This is a genomic window from uncultured Porphyromonas sp. (assembly GCF_938023125.1).
Classification (GTDB): domain Bacteria; phylum Bacteroidota; class Bacteroidia; order Bacteroidales; family Porphyromonadaceae; genus Porphyromonas.
The window spans coordinates 70,083-90,646 of sequence record NZ_CALHDW010000018.1; the positions used below are offsets into that span (position 1 = coordinate 70,083).

Consider the following 20,564-nt stretch of genomic DNA (forward strand, 5'->3'; position numbering starts at 1 on the left):
GGCTATTGCGTTAGATTGATGCGGAGCGAGACCCCAAAGTTTCTATTGCGAGTGGGGAACGAGGCCGTGCTTACGAGCGGATAATTCATGTTCCAATCATAGAAGGCACGCAGGGTAAGCATACGGCTGAGGGCATAGTCCGCACTAAACTTGAGGGTGTGAGCGATATTGCCATTGGTGGCTTGCGAGAAGTTCTCTTGTATCTTACGAATGAGCATAGAGGTACGGCTATAGCTGTAGTCTAGTCGCAACGTCATAGAGCCGCCCGAGGTCAAGAGGGCATCTTTAGCCTTACGACCTGAGGGTTTCTTGCGCTTAACCCCTAGCCACTTAAAGAAGTCATCAACCTTGTAACCAACCCCTGCCGAGATCTCGTCGGAGGCAGACTCAATTAGCTGGAAGGCCGTGATATTAAGGTTAAGAGCTCGGCGCTTATTCCAACGTGAGGAGAGCGTCATCCCACTCTTGAAGGTAATCTCCAAGCCGATAAGCGGATTAAAGCCCTCTTGTATGGCAACGGAGGGAATATCGTAGGGCATGGCGGCAATCCGTTGCCCCGCAGTAATGACTCCCGAAGAGGGGTCGTCGGCCGGTGTTTTCCGCAAAAATCCGAGGGGAGTCTCATCTTCCCCCACCGCACTCCAACCAAGGAGGGAGGCATAGTTGCCCACGGTGTAGGTAGAGGTATAGGTATGCGAGAGGGAGAAGTTGCGGAAGAGTTCCGAGAAGAGTGGAGTTTTATTCAGCCCCGTATAGGTGATACTCCAGTTGGGGAGCAGGCTCTTGAGGGAGGGGAAGGGGGAGAGAGAGACAGAACCCGGAGCGCTCGCCGTATAGGCAGCAAGGAAGGCCGGGATGAGTACATCTGCGCTATTCTCTCGCACCACAAAGGAGGAAGAGGCGGCATGGGCTCCGTAGCGCTCACGTAGTCGATCTGCAATAATAGAGCGGAAGGCGAGGAATTGGGTAAAGGCTGCAGAGGCATATCCATCATTGGCGTTGGGAGTGGCAAAAAAGTCTCCAAGCCCGATGGTTGTCATCATAAAGGAGCCGCCCCAAGTGCGTGGCATACCATCGAAAACGAATTGGGTCTCCTCACGCTGCGTGCTGTTGCGATTGGCGGTGAGGGTAACACGGAGATCTTTGATCGGCTCTAGCGTAACCCGCACCCCTAGGTTATCGGTTTGCGAGTAGGCCGAGGGTCTTACATTCTCCTGCAATTGGGTAAGCCAGCCACGCTGAGCTGCCTCCTCTACAAAACTATTGTCGGTAAGCCCAAAGGCAAAGGCAAGCCCCGGAGCAAGGACATCGCCCTGGCGTGCCTGCCCCCCGATACTACCTATCTGAGGCATGAAGCCCGGTAGATTGAGGTTATTGGTATGGTTATAGGTGATGTTTACATCGCGCACCATCATAAGCGTATAGGCCAGATGCTGTACAAAGCGAGAGGGCTCTTCGGATGGATCCGCCGCCTTCTTACGCACCTTTTCGTTCTCTACCGTGAGGGCAAGTTGTACGGTATCGAGGTTTTGGATCTCCAGCGAATTGTTGTCTATTGTACGCGTCTTGAGCTTGTACGTTTTGCCGGCAGTGGTACGAGCGGATACCTTGAGGTTGCGGCTTCCCAGGTTGTGGCGTACCACAATGGTACTATCACTACGGAGCGTAATATCCTGAGTATAACGAAGGGGAGCCGAAGCCTTTGCGGGCCTTTGGGCCTCGGGCTGTCGCCTACGAGTTGCGGTATTGGTAGGCGTAGCGTTGAGCGCCTTCTCGGCCTGGGCTAAGAAGGGAATTTGTCTATAGAGCTGCAAGAAGCCAAGAGCCAGAGATCCATCGATACGTGCCTCATTGCGAATTATATTACCAAAGGAAACGCCATCGGCTCGCTGCGCTCCCAGATCCCAATTGTAGGTGCCGGTATAACTCACAGAGCCGTTAATCCAGCTCATATATGGGATAAGAGCGAAGGGGAGCTTCCAGGTAAGGGTAGCTGTTTGGTCGTATCTTAGAGGACGGCCCAGCTCGGCAATGCTGCGACTGACAGAGTCGCGCCAAATCTTGTACAGATCGGGTTCCAACTGACGATTGACCTGTACATGGGGTTCTTCGATGCGTGCATTGGTACCCGAGCGGAAGGAGAACTGAATATTGGTAGTAGGGGCCCAATTGAGCGTAAGGGCTCTATTCCACAAGAAGTTTTGCACAAACGTAGCCGGCAAAGAGGGGGCATTAGCCACCCCGGGAATGTAGTTGCGCACTTGCTGCTCGCTATAGTTGCGCACCATCTGGGAGGAGAAAGCGATCTTCGAAGGCAACCAATTGATCTGATAGCTCTTGAGCGGAGCCAGGATATTGCTCCCCGACTTGATCCAACCGAAAGGCTTGATCGGAGGCACTACGGGCGAATAATCGTAGGTAATGCCGGCTTGCCAGTCTCGACTTGAGTCGTAAACGAGATCGGGTGTGCGGTGAGTCCGTTGATTATAGTTATAGCTAAACGAGAAGTTGGCAGGGTCGTAGGGCATTGGTGTTTTGCTCTTCACGTCCACCCGCATGTTGCTCAGAGAGATTGAGTGCGTGTGTGTCTCCGTTACCGATAGGCGCCGTATCGAGTCGCGCTCCGCCTTGTTGGTAGTGGCTTTGAGGGCATCCGAGAGCAAAACATCTTGGTCGAGAGGGTTATAACGCGGGGTTACCACTTCGTTGGTATAAGCGTAGTAGAGAGGGATGGATACGTGTGCCTTCTCGGGGAAGAAGCGCCCCATCTCGAAGTTAGAAGAGATATTGATTTGCTGTAAATCTTCGAGGCGACGCTGAGAGAGAGACTGGTCTAAGGCTCCAAACCCTGCCGTCTGCATCATACCTCTTGCCGTCACGCTCCCCCAGTCGCTTACCTGCAACTGCATATCGGCATTGGCAGCCCAGCCGCCCTGCTCTAGGTAGTCGCTCAATCGCAATTCGTTGACCCATACCTCCACACTCTTGCTACCTTGGCCGCCGTTGCGCACCCCTATCATGATGGTTTTTACGTTGGAGAGCGAGGGATTACCCACTACCGTGATGGTATTACGGGGGTTCTCGGGGTCGGGAGTTGCATACCGCAGGGAGAACTCGGCCCTAGGATTGCCCTTGCTTTTCTCCAAATTGCGCTCGCCCTTAAGGTCGGTAAGGCGCGAGAAGAGAATGGTCATTTTATTTTCGTCCGGCCATACGGTGCGCCTATCTGCCGCTACATCGGAGCTATAAAGCCCGTAGGGAGAGAGTTTGAGCGGCACAGAATACTCGTAGTAATTATTACGATAGTCGCTACCCAATCGGATGAACACAGAGAGATCTCCATCCCCAACAGCATCCACAGCATCCTGTATGCGCTCGGCATGTGTAAAGAGCTCCAGCTTTTTATATCGGCGAAGATCCAAGCCTGTATTGCGGTACACGGCACGTGCATCCCCGGGAGCGAGGTCTCGGACTTTTAGGCTCAGCGACTGCTCATTTTGCTGCGTAGCCTGGGACTGTGCGGGGTCGATACTGCGCAATACGCCGGGAGGAAGCACATAGTTAATAGGCTGACGGTCCCCATTTTCTTCGATATTAACGGCACTGACCTCCATCGTGGCTCGGGTAGCAGGCAGTAGCGAGGGGTCGTGCAGCTCCCTATCGTATTGGCGCCAATCCCCCCGTACCAATTTGAGTGTACCGAAGCGAAGGTACGTAGCTTCGTGGAAACCCGTTAGGTACATACGCATAAAGCGAACCGTCTTGAAGTCTGCAATCCCCCCAACCTTGCGATCGAAGCCACGCACCGGCACCTTAAACTGGTACCAATTGACCGTCTCTCTGGAGCCATTGGCCAGCGAAACCGTGGCCGGACGCACGTCTACAATATAGTTTTTGCCCACCACCATATCGGCCGGTTTGAGCGAAATCTTGTACTCGAAATACTTCTCATTCTCGTTGAGAGTATTGTCTTGATTTATGTCTTCCACATCGGGAATAGAGCGGCTAGCCGTGCTGTAGGGATCGTTTTCGTCGGTAGCTTCGGCACTATTGCCCTGCACCCCATTATAGTACTTATAGCGGTCGAGAATAGGGGCTTGTACGGCATCAAAGGCGGCATTGCGGAAGTGCATAAAGTTATCTCCTGCGGGGTCGGATAGCGGGCTCATGGGGTCTCTCTCCCATTGAGCCAATACGGCGCCTCCCACCTTACTGCGGAGAGCATTGAGGTAATCTACGTAGGCGGGCCAGGTTTTCTCCTCTTCGTCATTCAGCCCATTGAAGCCGACATCCTGCTTTGTACGCGCCCCGGGCGAATTGTCGAAGGCATAGCCGGCCCCCTGGCGCACGGGCACTTTCCCCCAAATGGTACTCTCCGTAGCTTGCGGATCGTCGTTGATGGGCATCCCGTTCTCAAAGAATTTCTTTTCGTCTTTGAGCACCTCTTCGCTCACCTCTCCCAGGTTGATGTACAAATCTCCCCCTTGGGCAGTCTTATTATAGATGAAGGGATCGAGCATCCAAAACTCTACATACTCAATGTTTGCCGCCTCAAAGTCGCTCTGATCTATCTTGCGCATGATCCCGCCCCAGTTGTCTTGGGGGTTGGAGAGTGTGCCATCGGGCAAGAGTGCATCGGCATTGAGGTTGTAGGGGCCACGCTCTTGGGGATAGTACGAGAGACTGAAAGTCTGCAAATAGCTCAGGTAACTCTGCCCATAATCGCGGTAGGGGAAGAGCTCTTGCATGCTCACCTCTCGCACATAGTGGTTGCTAAGGAACTCGGGATTATTGCGGATATAACTCGGCGTTAAAGAGGAATTGGAGCGATTGAACATAGGGTCGATGTAGAACCACGACAGCCTGGCACGCCTATTGCCGTAGCGCAGGTTGTTGCTGAGGGCCGCCTCGGGGAAGAGCGCCGACGCCCCATCTTGATACGGAGTGGAGGCCAGCATCCAAGCATAAGGGTTCATCAAATCGATATACCCTTGGGAGGATTCGAAGTCGTCTATGTAGCTGTAACCCTTGGCATACCGCCCTTCGTAGTGCCCCGGGATGAGGTGGGCGAATTCGGCATTCAGTCTCAGTTCGCTCGGCTTTGTAAGATCGAGGAACGGCAATTTGTCTACCCAATTGGTGAGCGCCTGCCACTCGGTGCGATAGCTTAGATTGGCTCCCCAGAGGGTGTTGCGCATCGACTCCGCCCCTATGGCGCTCTTGGTCGTAAGAGGTAGCTCCGAGAGGTGCATAAAAGAGGCTCCAATGGTGAGGTCTTTGCTGAAGCTATAGTTGGCATCGAAGCCCACCACCGTTTTGCGTTGCATGTTCATGAGTCCCTTATTTTCGAGGGAAACATCAATGCGTGTACCACTATTCAAGATCGATTCGTTGATGATAGTCACGGTACCCATGGCGTAGTTGACGGTGTAATCTACATTCTCCGTAAGGAGTGCCCCCCCAGCTGTAACTCGCACCGAACCGGGCGTTACGTTGGCAATACCGGCACCAAGACTAATCTGCCCCGAAGATGCCGCCTTGTACTCCCCTCGCAGGATAAACTTATCGCGCTCGGCAGCCTGCCGCGCCACCACAGAGGTATTGTCGTAGATCTCTTGGTATACATACTTATCGGCAATGGCGTCATCCCCGAGTCGCTTCCGCAGTGCCTTACCAAAAGGCTCTACCGTAGTAAAGAAAATCAATCCGCGGCGTGCCTGTACGGTGTAGCCCTCCACAAAGTCGAAAACCCCATCGGGATAGGCTTCTCCTCGGCTATCGAGACGATCCATACCGAGGTATTGTAGGAGGAGTTTGCCCTTGGCATTCCCCTCATCAAGATAGGGAAGAGCGGTACCGGCCTCGTCATTACGATAATAGATATCGAGCTTAAAGCGATCTTTTTGCAGGTCACTCACGTTGGATCCTAGAGTATAGACGTTGCGCATCATAAAGTACCAATAGGGGGCCGATGGGGTCATGGCCGACCCCTTGATAAGCTTTACATAAAGGTTGTCGCTGCTGTTTTCGGTGCGGTCTGTACTGAACTCGCCCACCTGGTAGACCTTCCCTTGGTAGGTATACTCGTAGGCAACCCCAAGCACTTCGTCTGCATTCAGTCTTGTATTGAGTGAGATGTAACCGAGCGTAGCGTTGAGCGTGTACTCATTGGGCGTCAGGCGGCGAGCACTCTCGAGCTTCTCGTAGTCGGTTCCTCCTGCAAACAGCCCCTGCAATAGCTGACCCACACGATCGATGCGGCGGAGATCCGGCATCGTAAGAAGGGTGGCATAGAGCGAATTGGCCGTGTTATCGGGGGCTCCGTTCGTCTGATGCGTAGCCGTAACCCCGGGCGCCGTGAGCTTATCGGGCTCCCCAAGATCGGTAAATGCGACAATGTTGCGCGACTCCTCAAAGCGTGCACGTTTGTTGGTAATCCAGACTTCTACACGATTGATCACCACCCCCGACGAAATAAATGGGAGGGTAGAGAGCGCATGGTCGTAGCCATCGCGGAAGTAATGCCCGAGGAAGAAGTGGCGGTTTTCGTCGTAATTGTTGGCAGAAAACTCGAAGGGCGTGGTCTGTGCTCCTCGCTCCGAGCTCACCCGCTTGGTCTCTGCCTCCTGTTGGCTCACCACCATGCTAAGCTGGAGCTTACCAAACTGCATTTTGGTATGAATCCCGAAGAGAGAGGCCCCGCCTTGGATGAGCGAGTTTTTGGGTTGTAGTGAAACGCTCCCCGCCTCCACCAGTTTTATGATATCGTCTTCCTCCCCTTCGTAAGCGAGTTTGAGCTTACGAGCATCGGTATCGAAGGTTGTCTCTGTGTTGTAGTTCAAACCAAAGTTAAGCTTGGTTCCCACCGAAGCTTGTACGTTGGCTTGTATCTTTTCGTCGAAGTCGAAGAAGGTATGACTGCGCGCATTCTGAGGGAGGGAGGGATTGTCCGTTGCGTTGGTCTTTACTCCAAAGAGCACCTCTGCCGATCCTTGTGTGCGCAACTTTACCCCTCCGGGACCGAAGATCTTTTCGGCCGGCCCTAGCTCAAAGCCAAAATCGAAAGGATTGAACTGCTGCTTCCCTGCCTCCTTGGCACCCTCTCGGTCGCGCTGAGCAAAGTAACTCGTGGCATCGCGTCTCTTGAGATAAGCCAGGTACTGCTCTGTGGTATAAATAATGGGAGTACCAATGCGCTTGCCGTTGAGTGTGGTCACATAAAGATAGCAACCCGTGGCGCCATCGTAGATAAATTCACTCTTGAGCTGGGATGGATTACGCAAATCCATCGGGTGCTTACGGGCAATATCTTCGGCCGTTTGGGGATGCGTCTTCTGTACTTTCGGACGATGCGTTGTGTCTGCCACAGAGGCAACGCGGTAGGGCACCCGAGAAGAACGCACCAAGGCTCCCCCTCCCCACCACGAAGAGAAGGCGAGAAGAGCCACGGCCAGAAGTGCCAAAAACCAACGTCTCTGTTGCTGCGACATATCAGAAAAGGGCTAGAGGGAAGGGGAGATCAAAGACGCTTTAGAGCCTGCTTGATCACCTCCTCTACGGGAAGATGAGCATCCGCATCGAGCACAGCCTTTACCGCCTTGCGGATAGCCGGATCGGGGAATCCCAACATCTTGAGGGCACGTTGAGCCTCGTCGCTCACAGCGGCCACCTGAGAGGGATCTCCCCCTTCGGGCATTCCCTCCACAAAATCGTAGGCTGTCAGGTCTATCTTTCCCTTGAGATCTACTACAATACGTTGCGCTGTCTTGAGACCAATCCCCTTTACATTCTTGAGCAGATCTACGGCTCCATTGCCAATAATGCTCGCCAATTCGTTGGGCGTATATGAGGAGAGGATGAGGCGGGCCGTACTGGGTCCCACTCCCGAGACAGAACAAAGTTTCTCAAAAAATGCTCTACTCTCCTCTCGCACAAAGCCATAGAGGAGATGGGCATCCTCTCGAATGATCTCGGTTATCCACAGCCGAGTAGAGGGTTTTCCCTGCAGGGCGGTGTAGTCTGTGAGTGTTATGTTTATATCGTATCCCACACCCCCTACATCAAGCAGGGCATTTGTTGGGGTAAGACGGTCTATTTTTCCTTCTATATAGGCAATCATATCATTATAACGCACGGGGGGCTCTGCCTATTGTGATGAGGCTCACGAGAAGGCATTCATCCCCCACTCCTTATAGGAGAGAGGGAGACTCCCCTACAGGGCATCCCCCTCTCTCTATTTCCAATTGAGTCTTCGAGCCGAAGGCAATTAGCGGTGTGAGATTTGTACCGGATAGGCCTCTTTGCCACAACGCACAACGTAGGCTCCCGAGGGGATAGCTCTCACGTCTAAGCGTGCCAAGCCCTCTATGGGTATCACCTGGAGCAAGATCTGCCCATCCAATCCGTACAATTGTACCGGTTCTTGGTCCGATACCCCCGAGATAAAGATGAGATCACTAGCCGGATTGGGGTAAACTGCAATAGCAGCCTCTCCCGAAATCGTAGGAGCATTAGCCGTGGGGACACCACTGTAGGGGGACTCGTTGAAGTCCGCATCTACCTGATAGACTTTCCAGAATGCATCGAGAGCGATCTTTACATCGGTATCTAAGCATTCATTTTTCTCGTCTTCTTGCCCCATACCATATACCACGATAGCCGCTTGGGGCTGGGCTCCTTCGTAACGGCGAGGGAGCGACTGCATCATGCGCGTCATATCGGCCCCCTGTATCTTATTGAGGAATACAGTAGCACTATACAGCATCGGGCTTGCAAATACAAGCTTATCAAATTCATTGGCATGTAGCTGCACCATCTCCAATTTCTCGTTCTTGGAGAGATCCAACTCAGTCAAACCACAGCCCGCCAAAGTCAAGTTTTCAAGGTTTTTCCACTTAGACGGCTCTACTCCCGAGAGCGTGGTATTGCTACACTGTAGCTCTGTAAGCTTATCCGAGGGGGCTATATCGATCTTATTGAGACGAGTAGAGAGAGCCACAAAAGACTCAAGGTCTTTGGCATTCTGGAGGTTCAACTCCCGAATAGGACAGCGAGAGATATCCACCCGCTTTAGCTTGACGTGCTGAGAGAGGTCGAGCGATTTGATCTTGAAATTATCCGTACAAAGAAACACTTCCAACTCCTTGTTACCGGAGATATCGAGAGAAGAGATGCGGCACTCGGAGAGATCAAGGTAGCCCACCTTACCTGTTATGGTAACAGTCTGGCTTGTCAGGATATACTCATCACGCCTATAGTGATACTGCCAAAACTCGGCACCTTCCACTTTAAAATCGGCATCATCTACGCCCTCAATACGCATATGGATCTCTTTACGGACGGGGATCTCGGTGGTAAAGGTGATCTTATCCTCTGTATAAGAAGGCATATAGTCTGCTCCCTTATAGTCTTTGCGATCCTCATCCTTTATCCTCCAGTGCTTCTTTCTTGCCACTTTCACATCGCTCACCAAGCAGATATTTCCTTCGGTATATCGGGGGTTATCGCCCGTAATAAAGAGCCACCCCTCGTCCATTCTATCCTTGTTGCGATCGGGGAGGTCGTTCATCAGTTTGGTCATTTTCACCCCCTTTATCTTATTTCCAAAGAGGAGAAGGAATTTCAATTCGTCGCAGCCCGCAATATCCACATCCACAAGAGCCGAAGGGGCAAAAGAGGCTACCGACAGATTCTTTAGGTTGGCAACGCTTACGGAAGTAAGCCCGGTGAATCCGGCACCAATGGTCCTAAGCTCAGTACTTTTGCTGAGATCTAGTTCCTTCAACTCCGGATTATTATTGATAAAAAGCTCTGCCAACCCAGGGCACTGCGTAAGGTCAATTTTGGTGATGGCGCAATTCTCCACAGAGAGCATGGTAAGAGGATAGGCTTCTGACCCCTTAAAGGTGACCTTATTGGAGGTAAATTTGTAGTAACGAGTCTCGTTTATTTGATACTCATCCCACTCATTGTGATCAAACTCCAGGCCTTCTATCTGACTATCTGGGATGGAGGTGGAGATAATGACAGTCTGCCCCGTGGGCTTGTTGTGCTCCATCGTAATAACCCCCGGCTCCGAAGCTCGTAAGGTAGTGTGCTGAGTGGCTAGATTCTTATCGTCCGTAGGGAGAAGATGCTTCGTCCTAAGGGAAACAAGAAATGGGGTTTTGGCTTTAGACTGCCGGGAAAGCGGCTGCCCAAAAGCAGAGGAAAAAAGAGCCATCATCACAACCATGAGGCCCATAATTGTAGTTCTTCTTTTCATAGGAGTCTAGCAACTTCTTAGATATTCAAAAAGCGATAAGGAGGGAGATTTCCACTCGAGAAGAGAGCCTCAAACAGAGATCCCTCCCTTCGCTCAAAGTTACAAAAAGATTCTATATAGACCGAATTACAGTGCAAAATGCCCTAAGATAGTGCTCGCTTCTTGGGAGAAGGGAACAGAATGCTCTTCTCTAAAAAAGAGGCCCCTCTCCTTTGCATCAAACAAAAGGGAGGGGGTTGCTTTAGATATTACTCTCTTAGCGAACTGGATTAGTTCGTGATTTGAATTACTCTTGGAGCAAAACATCCATCGAGAGAACGTAGCTCTATAGTCTCCGCCGAGGCTCCGCGATTGGACTTAAACTGCCACGTAATGTGTCGGTCGGCAGGTAGAGGCTTCGAGAGAGTGCATACATAGCAGGTTTTTCCGCCAACTCGTTCGAAAGAGAAACCTTGCCCACTGACCGGATAGAAGTTCTCTGTATAGAGTCTAAATTTAGTGGGGAGAAGAGCATCGTTAAACTCTTCGGGGAGGTAAAAGTCAAGCGTCAAAGAAGCTCCTTGCACGTTAGCGACATAGAGCGTTGAGGGATTGAGCTGACCATTTACGGTAAAGTTCTTGTAGTCGTAATTCCTACGAACCTCTATGCGCACAATGCGTTTGAGGTTGGCATTGCCGGTGGTTCCTACGATTACCTCTCCGGTAAGTACCCCGTCTCCTAGGGCTGGCTGGGGAGCAAGCTGGAGAGAAACCAAACCACTCGCATTCACCGTAGCACCTTGCACTGCCTCTCCGGCGAACTTCACCGTGAGCTTGCCATTATCTTGTACTGTAGAAGCCTGATTGGGGAAATAGCGGGCATTGAAGGTAGCCGTACGCTCATCATTGGCAAAAGCAAAGAAGGTTTTATCCACTTCTAGGCGCCCTACGCCATCGGAGAAAGAGGGGTATGCTTGTACTTCCTCTGAGAGCGCAACATTGTTCCCAGCAGCAGCTGCAAGAGCCAACTCGGGAGTAGCATGCCCACGCACCATAGCACCGGTAATTGTAACCTTGAGATAGTGGTTACGCAGGAGGTGGTGACGAATGGTTTTATCGTTCTTATCTACAAAGTCTACCTTGTAATAGGTGAAATAACTATCTGTTTTATACTTCGCCTTTAGGATGATACAGGGCACTGTAGACGAGGTCATATTGTCACGCTCGTACACATAGAAGGGCTCCGTTCCATCCGCCGTTTGCCAGGGCTTAGTGTTGTCAATAGCCACACCACCGGGCTCGGTGGGGGTAGTAACGGGAGTTCTAAAGGTGAGATCTCGAGTAGCTGCCGTAGGATCGAAAGGTGCCAATGTACCCTTCGCTAGCGTATTATAGATGCTATAAGAAGCCTCTCTAACATCGGTAGTCTGTACAATTAGATTGCACTTTACCATGTTGCGAAGAAGCGATACCGAACCCAAATGGGAGTTCTTCTGTACACTCGGATAGGTCTTACGAGCCCACATAGGGATGGCTGTAGAAACGGCGGCATTGACCGTGGGGAGCATCTCCTTCTCGTCTTTTCCGAGCCAATCGCTCTCATTCCCCAAGGGGGCATTGGCCACAAAATGGATGATACGAGGCTCAGAGCTCGGCACAATAGCAGCGGAATAAGCCCGCGTTGTCCCGGCAGCAGAGGCTAGGACTGCTGTCGATTTCTCTACAAAGTGCCCATCTTGATCGAAGACCCACAACTCGAGGTTGTTGATCGCACTCTCATCTATGGCGCCACTACGCATAGCGGAGAAGTCGGGCATATCGATGGAGAAGTTTACCGGCTCCCGCCCCACAAGAGAGGGAGTCTCTTTAGATGTACATGCCGAGAGCGCCACTAGGGTCACCAGGCAGAGGAGTATTTTTTTCATTGCCTTCATCTATCAACCGTATTATCTTTTACATCACGCACACAGCGCACGCTGGCATTCGTTGCAGTAGTCAAATTAGCCCCCGGCCCTCCGGAATTACTCATTAGTGTTGCATTGTTTGCCGAATAACAGTCCCAATAGTACCTCCCGGTCATGATTCGTTTTACGGCACTCTGGGCATCATTCTGCAACTGGTCGATCAACCTAATCTCAGCCTCGGTAGGGAGTCTCCAATCGTCAAGGACTTCTTCGCTACCATCGGGTCTTCTTCTTGTTTCTGTATAGGTTGCACAATGATAAATGGCACTAGGGTGGGAGATCTGAGGCTTATTGGGATAGTTCATCCCCAATTTCCCTTTATGACTGATATAGGGTTGCGCCCAATTTGCCCCCAACTGGGAAGCGAGCTCAAAGCAAGGAGAAAGCATCTTAGAAGTCTCCAGATTATCCTCGGTCAAGTCGTGGGTTCCTTTATTGATCAATCCATCATAAAAAATCTTTGGAGCCATAATAGGGTAGCCAACGACCATCCCTGCAGGGGGGACTAAGACCTGGATCCGATACATAGCCTTATTATTGAGGTGACTCTCGTAACCCGGATTAAAAGTCCCATTGGGTCGCATACTCGATTTTATCCCCATGGTGTGCTCAATATAAATGGCAGGCACCTGCTTTACCGTTACCTTCTCAACAAGACCGGCAACCCCATTGGTTACTTCAAACTCAATGTACTTAGGCACATTATTTACCGGAATAGAGGAGGTGATATGGATCAGCTCAGCATCATTAGTGATGGTAGGATACTCGGGTTGGCCCGGGGTATAATTAGTAGTGCGTAGCACCCCTTGGTCATCCACAAACGTGCAATATACCTTTTTGATCGTAAGGGTTACGGGCAAATTGGAGGAACGATAGAGAACGCTATACTGAGTGACGTTCTTCATCACGATGTTGTGCTCATCCACTACGAGAAACTCCGTCTTGGGGAGGTTGTAGGTATCGTCGTGGAGGGTCCAAGGCTCTATTGAGACAGTCCCTGATACGGGTTCCGGATCTTCGGATGTGGGCGAACCAATAACCTCGATTCGGAGCGATAGTTCATAGAGTTTGTTAGACTCGAGCTTTTTCTGTGCAGGCTCTATCGGAGCCTTGTAGTAATAAGCCTTGGCCTGGCTATCGGCTTCGCCTACCTTCTTCAATCTTGCCATCACTACGAATTCGGGGCGATGGGCTAGATCCGTAGGCTGCGTCCACTCATTATAATAGGAGTAGAAATGTGCCGACTTTTTGCCACCGGCAATCACTTCGTTTACGGAGCGATAGTCTGTTGCATTATACTGGGTTGTAGAGAGATTCTCTCCCGTGCCCAAGTAACCTTGATTTGCATAGTTGCGAAGCTTGACCTGAACGTCTCCCACTTGCACATAGTTTTCTATGGCGAAAACAGGCTGTAGGATGCGCACCTTCGAAGCCACACGCTTAAGGGAGATAGACCCTAGATTCCGCCCGGCTTGGGTAGACATATCGATCTGCTTATTAGATGCGCTCCCTAGCATTACAAAGTTTGTGGGAGCTACTGCACTAACATCGTTGGTCACGAGCACCTTGAGAAGATCTACCTCTGTAGTAGGTGCCGAGAAGGAGCCCTTGTTGCATACAACGTACACATTGAAGCTGTTTACCCCGTTGAGTTGCGCCTTCTTGTCATCGGGCACCGGGATAATATAGTGATGCCCTGGGGTGGTCACGCCGGCATCTGGGGTGATTCCACCCTGCCCGCTCTCTCTGCTTTGCCAGAAGAGCTGACCACCTTTGTAGAAAAGCACTGTGACAGAAGATATCGTATTCTCGTTGTAAGCATCTTCTCCGGCCTCTGTGGCACGCAGAGCCGACTGCGCTGCAGGCAACTCTTCGGGCTGTGCAACTTGTAGCTGAAGCAATAGTGCATCACTTCCGGCTTGAGACGTTCTATCGTTGAGAGTCTCTCTGGTACACCCTACACTTGCACAGAAGAGGGCAATGGTAGTAAGGACTAGAGGGAATATGTATTTACGGATCATCGTTTCGTGTACTAGATAAATCTTGGTTTCTGTATAATCTCAATACGGGTATAGCGTTGCCCACTCTCTTTTTTGAGAACAACCTCTTTTCCATCTACCATAAAGTAGAGTTCGGTCTTACGGGGCTTATTACCCATCCGCTTCAAAGGCTTAATGATCACCGTGTAGTCTCTATTCGCATTGGCATCTCCGGAGGTATCCCCTTCGAGGGCAAACTCCAAGCCATTGGTAAGCGTAGCCTTCCAGCGGGCTCCTTCGGTAGCTTTAATACGGATCGTAACCCTAAAAGGCTCTTCTTGAGAGGCGTAGTTGGGCCCCGTAAAAACCGTATGGGGCTCTAGCTTGCTCTGTATAGGCTCCAAAATCGTGTGCGATAAATTCTCCACATCCCAAGGCAATACTTGGGTTGTTAGCTTCAAGAAGGAGTATTCTCCCAACTTCGTAATATCGCCCGTGAGCTTATAGTGGTGGTTACGTTTGATGGAGTAATGGTGATCAGCAGAGCTACTATTGTCATTAACATAAGCGTAATAATTCGTAGCAATACCATTGTATAGAGCCTCAACCATGAGGATGGGGGCGCGCCCTGCGGTGTCTGCCACCGAACCCAAATTCTCGTAGATATAGAGAGGCGCATCCTCCTTTATATAGGGCTTGTAGTTGGCATCATTATTAACGAGGGGCATGGTCTCCGTCTTCGTCCATTCCCAAGGCGTACCTAGCGTAAAGCCGGTAGTACGGGGGAGAAGAGGCTCTTTTTTGGCCAATCGGTTGATGAGCACCTTGCGGATCTGCACCTGATCTGAAGCCGCTGCAGAGTGATGCTTGAGCGAGAGGGTGACCTTAGCCACAACCCTCTGGAGTGGAACTGTAGCCTGCACCGTCTGATCGGAGCGGAGGGTCGCCTGAGCCTCGCCCGTAAAGACAAGGGGCAAGGTGGCCGAAGCCGACAAATCATCCAACAAAGCCGCCTTGAGATCACGCTCAAAAACGATGGACGAAAGGCGTGCACCAAGGGTTGTACTCTCGTTGGCGATCACGTAGATCTTGCGAGGACCGGCATGGGCTACCAGAGAAAACGGATTGACAAATTCGGTGGTATTGGCCGTAAACAGCTTCTGTACATCAAGGCCTTCTCCCTTGAAAACAAGGATACGCACTTTGGCAATCTCTTGATCTCCGGTGAAAAGAACACCTCCACGAAGTTGAGCATCGGGCAGCGACAAACTGATGGTCGCCTCCTGGTCACTATTAACATCCCCTCCCCCTTTGCGAGAACATGCAGCAAGCAAGAGGGTTGAGGCCAACAGCAGGACCTTCAAGAAGGCTATGGGACTATTTAGTTTCATCTTTTAGGTTTTGATTCTGACATGAGGGTTTGACAGTCTGTACTACGTATGCATTAGTATATTGCAAACTGATGCACAACATCCCAAGGGGTAATCTCTACCAAGCAATTGAGATCGGCTGTGCGCAAGTCGATAAGGATATTGAGCATGCGACCCACCTGGGGTATATATTTTTTGCCGTCGCGACTCTCTGTGAAGGAGAGCTGCTTAGTGCCATTGGCATACAAATCGAGTACCAACGGAGTCTGGGCATTTATAGTCGGGAATACACGGAACGGTGCAACGATTAGGTTGCCATCGCTCTGGAGCTCACCCTTGGGCTGGTAAGACACGAGCTGTCCGTCCAATTTATCATGAATGATATAGGTATCGGGCGTAGGACCCAATATAATGGCGTCGGTAAGGGTCTGGGATGCGCGTAGCGGAGACGACTTGAGGCGCTCTGCCCAAGCTCTATAACCCAAGACGGTGATGGTCACCTCTCCCGTGCGACGTGAGATTTCTACCGTGATGGTGCTATTTTCTTTGTCAAGGCCGTACTCTATCTCGTGTGCTATACTACCGGCAAATAGGTCCGTAGGGGATTGTGCAATCCCATTCTGAGATACAAGACGTACGTATAGGTCATTTATTTTGGTGATCGAAGCAAAATCTCTGCGATCCTTTTCTGAGGGATTACCCCAAGCCACACAAGTGATCTTCGATGCGCCACTAGGCTTTACCAAAATAGGCTCCCTGGCGGCAATTTGTGCGGCATTTAACTCTTCGGTGCGGAGGAGATTACCCGCCTCATCGAAAAAGAATAGCACAACACTCTGCACCGCTCCATCGGAGGTTATATCTTCATTGTCGACATTTATTGCTTTCACCTTGAGGTAAAAGGGGCGAGGACAGTGTGAGAGGTCTTCATATACACAGCCACTCAGCAAGCAAGTCATACCCAAAAAGAGACTAAAGAAGGCTAGTAATAAAATCTTTGTGTTGCGCATACTATTGTTTTACTAATAAAGGAGATCTATCAAAGGTGTCTCCAGCTTTACAGAGAGGGAGGGATATGGGAGGAGAAGAGGGGGAGTGCCCCTCTTCTCTCCCTTTGGTTATTAGGGAACCAGAGAGACTCTGATTACCAAGTAGCGTTTTGGTTTACAACAACCCACTCTACGATCTCACAAAGAACGTCGAGGTTAGCCTTTTCATCGGGGATGTCTTCGGGCTTGTTCGTACCAGGACCTGTGATCTTGAGAGTCACGTTGTACTTGGTATTACGTTCGATCTTATCACGACCTACTGTAGCACCGGTATAGGTGTAGTTGCTAGATGTTCTGTTAATGATTACAGGATAGTAGGTAGTAGCATCTGTCGCAGAAACAATCCATCCGGCAGCAAAAGCTTGTTGCATCTGAGCAGGAGTCAAAGCAGTACCATTCTTTTGAAGGAGCGTACCCTTGAGGCAGAGGATGGTAGGATTCGTTGTACTTTCATTTGCAAGTACATAGAAACCCTTACCCATAGCAGAAGTCTTAACGTCTGCATGACTAACAGCAATTTTAAGCCAAGCAGCGTCCGTATATGTAGCAGGAGAGGTAGGGGTCAATGCACCAGAAGCAACTGTTTCACCACGGAGGAATGCTTGATCTGCAGCGTTGTAAAGGCTTGCACCAAAGATCTTAGAGGTCTTCTTTGCGATCAAAGCCAAAACAGCACCATTATCGAACTTCACTGTATAGTCCTTATACTCGGGCTTAAAGGCTACCGTTACACCTTCGAAGCCGATAGCAGCGTGTACGCGCTTAATCTTGAGGGGAGCACCCGGAGCGATGTGTTCATCAGAAGCCGACCCTACAGTAGAAGCATAACCATAGTAGTTCTTACCAGCCTTGAGAGTTACAGCAGTAAACTCAGAGGTCATAAGAAGCTTGTTGTGCGTATCAGCATCTTGAGCCAACTCATAAGTCATGTTCTCGAGTTCGGTCTTAGTCTTACCCACGAGATCCATGGTAGCGGGAACGTTAGCAAGAACCACCAATGTACGAGCACCGGCAGTACACTCGATATCCTTTACTTCAGAAGCACCAGCAACGCCTTCCTTGATTGTTTCCTGTACTTCACCCTTATAGATGATGGCAGTAAGCTTTTGGATGTTCTTTTCTTCTGTTTGATCGCCATAGGTACGCATTTCTGTGTTACCACCTACTGCGATGCTAATCTTTGCAGTCCCGTTTTCTTTGGGATCGTTTTCCTTGTTGCTCTTACAGCCAACAGCCATCAGTGCAAGTGCAAAAAGGCCTGTCATTAAAACTTTCGCTTTCATTTGAACCATACTTTTTATTTTACTATTAAACTTTGATTATGTGTGTCATATGCGTAGTCTGAACTACTTTTTGTATCACCTCCCCTTGCCGACTTGTAAGATTCTTCCGATTTTCGAAGAAGAACTTATCCGCCACCCTTTCTAGAGCAAGTGAAGTGTGATAACTCCCGAGATTCTTCCAATAGTTACTCTTTGGCGTCTTGTTTCGGAGGCAAAGATAGAACTAAATTCCCAATAAGCAGATACTTTTTCGAACATTCTTCACTGTTCCAGCCAAAGTGTACTACTAGGGTAGTTCGGAACGGCTTGTCACAGCCTCATATTCTTGCCTAAAAACAAAATCGGCTCTTGAGTGATTTTTTTTCGAATTTCGGGCAGAAAAAATAGATTTTCCACCCAGGAATAGGTGGAGAAATCAGCCAAAAACGGAACAAAAACAGGGCAGTAAATTCTCAAAAAGCAGACAGTGTGCAATTCGCACGTCACTAGGCCCGTTTCCCCCACACAGACGCGGGTTTAACAACTTACGGGGCAAAAAGAACCCTGCGACAGAGCTACAAGAGACTCCGCCGCAGGGCAATCAAGAATATAAATTATGGGGAAAAGAACTTATTGGCGGGAGCAAGAGACTCCAAAGCGACCTAGCCGGCTAGCCCCTCGTCTCTGCTCTAAGCCAACAAATCTACCGAAAGAGCCCGACGGGCGGACTACTTACGGAGGTAGGGGAACATGCGACGAGCAGCCTCTTCCAGCTCCTCACGGAAGTCGGGGTGCGCTATGGAAATAAGAGCAAGAGCACGCTCAGCCACCGTCTTACCACGCAGGCGGGCGATACCAAACTCCGTTACGATGTAATCGACTTCGTTACGGCCGGTCGTTACCACAGAACCCTCTTTGAGGACGGGAACAATACGTGACAATTCGCCGCCACGTGCTGTTGAGGGCATGGCTATAATGCTGATACCGCCCTTAGAGCGCTTGGCTCCGCGAAGGAAGTCCACCTGCCCTCCCGATCCACTGAATAGAGAATAGCCGATGCTCTCCGCTGTAAGCTGCCCCGTAAGATCCACTTCGATACAAGAATTGATGGAGACGATATTATCGTTTTCGCCAATCACATAGGGATCATTGGTGTAGTCCACCGGATACATGGCAACGTCTTCGTTCCCTTGGAGGAACTGATACAACTCTTGAGAACCAAAGGTAAAGGAAGAGACTACCTTGCCGGGCAAGAGCGTTTTTGCCTTACCATTGATAATACCCTTCTGCATGAGCCTCATCACCCCATCGGTAAACATCTCGGTGTGGATACCCAAGTTTTTGCGGTCGTGCAGGTTGTTGAGAACGGCATCGGGGATAGCTCCAATACCGAGCTGTAGGGTAGCTCCATCGCCAATAAGAGAGGCACAATACTCCCCAATCTTAGCCTCCACGGGGCCAACGGCTCCCCCAGGCACTGTTACGAGAGGCGCATCTTCTTCGATAATATAATCGAGACGCTCTACGGGTACGGCGGTATCTCCGCCCAAGAAGGGCATCTGTTTATTAAGAATCCCCACTACCACCTGTGCCTTATCTACGGCAGCACGAGAGTAGTCGCACGATACCCCTAGAGAGCAAACGCCCTCAGCATTGGGGCGAGAGAGCTGTACCACAGCTACGTCCACGGGGTAGAAACCCTCTTTGAGCAGAGCCGGCACCTCATGGAAGTGACAGGGCAAGAAGTCGAGCAACCCCTCTTTATAGGCTGCACGCGATTGCTTGTCCATAAAGTTGACCATGGGGTGGACCTTCTCTTTCATCTCGGGTAGGAGATAGAGAGCCTTCCCAAAGTAAAGGACGTGGAAGAGATTGATATGGGGCATGGTTTCGCGCTGTGCGTACATAGCCTCTATGTAGAGGTCTACATGAGCGGCCCCACTCCCAATTACTACATTTGCGCCCTCAAAAAGCGAGCGGCGCACTGCCTCCTCGGCAGAGACAAGGTGTTCTTTGTAATGTTTTTGCCAATTCATATCGTTAGGAAACAGATTTATTTCGTTGTGATAAGTACGTTTGCTCCGGGCATCCCCTCGGCAATATAGCGTTCGAATTCCTCTTTGCTCTTAGCGCTAAAATAGCGCTGATCGCATACGGCAAAGAAGGTAAAAGGCTCTCTATCGATCACCCACCCTAGCAATTCGGTAATAGAGGGATCATTGGGGAGAGCATAGTACTCGTCGTACGTGAGCTTGAGGAAGGCGGAGTGAGGCCCCACGCCACGGCGGTCTACCAGGTAGCCGGCATCCAGTAGCAAAGGGGTAGAAAAAGCTCCGGGTTCCCCCAAGTCGTAGCGAGAGGGGTAACTAACGATAGTTTTACCATCGTTAGACAACTGAATAGGGACCAACTCGCGATAGTCTCCGCGGGTTTTGTAAATAATGATGGGAGCCAGGGCAGCCGCAATAGGGCGTCCGGCACCAATTCGATCGGGACGGACCTCTCCGGGGGTATTGCCCTCCCCGGGTCCGAGCGGCATCCCAACGAGGATGGCGGAGGAAGACTCCGATTCTTTTTGATTCATCTCTTGCTTTTTCTTTGTAGAACATGCCCCTAGCAAGGCTACCCCCAAGAGGAGCATAGCCATCGGGAGCAATAGATTCTTTTTATTCTTCATAGGAATGATGGATGCAAAAA

Annotated in this window: 10 protein-coding genes; all 10 read right to left on the reverse strand. The window is 50.6% G+C overall.

Annotation, left to right across the window (positions count from 1 at the left end; all coding sequences use genetic code 11):
* Positions 1-2 precede the first annotated feature (2 nt).
* Positions 3-7,490, reverse strand: a complete 7,488-nt coding sequence (gene sprA / locus Q0090_RS06470) for a cell surface protein SprA (RefSeq protein ID WP_297948894.1) — start codon at positions 7,488-7,490, stop codon at positions 3-5.
* A gap of 29 nt (positions 7,491-7,519) precedes the next feature.
* A complete protein-coding gene (gene ruvA / locus Q0090_RS06475; RefSeq protein WP_297948896.1) occupies positions 7,520-8,119 on the reverse strand; it encodes a Holliday junction branch migration protein RuvA in 600 nt (199 codons plus the stop codon).
* 147 nt (positions 8,120-8,266) lie between these two features.
* Positions 8,267-10,264 carry a T9SS type A sorting domain-containing protein gene (locus tag Q0090_RS06480; protein ID WP_297948898.1) on the reverse strand — a complete coding sequence of 666 codons (1,998 nt, stop codon included), beginning with the start codon at positions 10,262-10,264 and terminating at the stop codon, positions 8,267-8,269.
* A 269-nt stretch (positions 10,265-10,533) separates the two neighbouring features.
* Complete coding sequence (locus Q0090_RS06485; protein WP_297948900.1) at positions 10,534-12,168, reverse strand: hypothetical protein; 1,635 nt, start codon at positions 12,166-12,168, stop codon at positions 10,534-10,536.
* 5 nt (positions 12,169-12,173) lie between these two features.
* Positions 12,174-14,228 carry a fimbrial protein gene (locus Q0090_RS06490; RefSeq protein ID WP_297948902.1) on the reverse strand — a complete coding sequence of 685 codons (2,055 nt, stop codon included), beginning with the start codon at positions 14,226-14,228 and terminating at the stop codon, positions 12,174-12,176.
* A gap of 11 nt (positions 14,229-14,239) precedes the next feature.
* Entirely contained in the window at positions 14,240-15,577 is a 1,338-nt protein-coding gene (locus tag Q0090_RS06495) for a FimB/Mfa2 family fimbrial subunit (RefSeq protein ID WP_297948904.1), read from the reverse strand.
* A 53-nt stretch (positions 15,578-15,630) separates the two neighbouring features.
* Positions 15,631-16,566 carry a FimB/Mfa2 family fimbrial subunit gene (locus tag Q0090_RS06500; protein WP_297948906.1) on the reverse strand — a complete coding sequence of 312 codons (936 nt, stop codon included), beginning with the start codon at positions 16,564-16,566 and terminating at the stop codon, positions 15,631-15,633.
* 134 nt (positions 16,567-16,700) lie between these two features.
* Positions 16,701-17,888 (reverse strand): fimbrial protein, encoded by a 1,188-nt coding sequence (locus Q0090_RS06505; protein WP_297948909.1) that lies wholly within the window; start codon positions 17,886-17,888, stop codon positions 16,701-16,703.
* 707 nt (positions 17,889-18,595) lie between these two features.
* Positions 18,596-19,903 carry an acetyl-CoA hydrolase/transferase C-terminal domain-containing protein gene (locus Q0090_RS06510; RefSeq protein WP_297948911.1) on the reverse strand — a complete coding sequence of 436 codons (1,308 nt, stop codon included), beginning with the start codon at positions 19,901-19,903 and terminating at the stop codon, positions 18,596-18,598.
* 17 nt (positions 19,904-19,920) lie between these two features.
* Positions 19,921-20,544: a hypothetical protein gene (locus Q0090_RS06515; RefSeq protein ID WP_297948913.1), complete on the reverse strand. Its 624-nt coding sequence runs from the start codon at positions 20,542-20,544 to the stop codon at positions 19,921-19,923.
* Positions 20,545-20,564 lie beyond the last annotated feature (20 nt).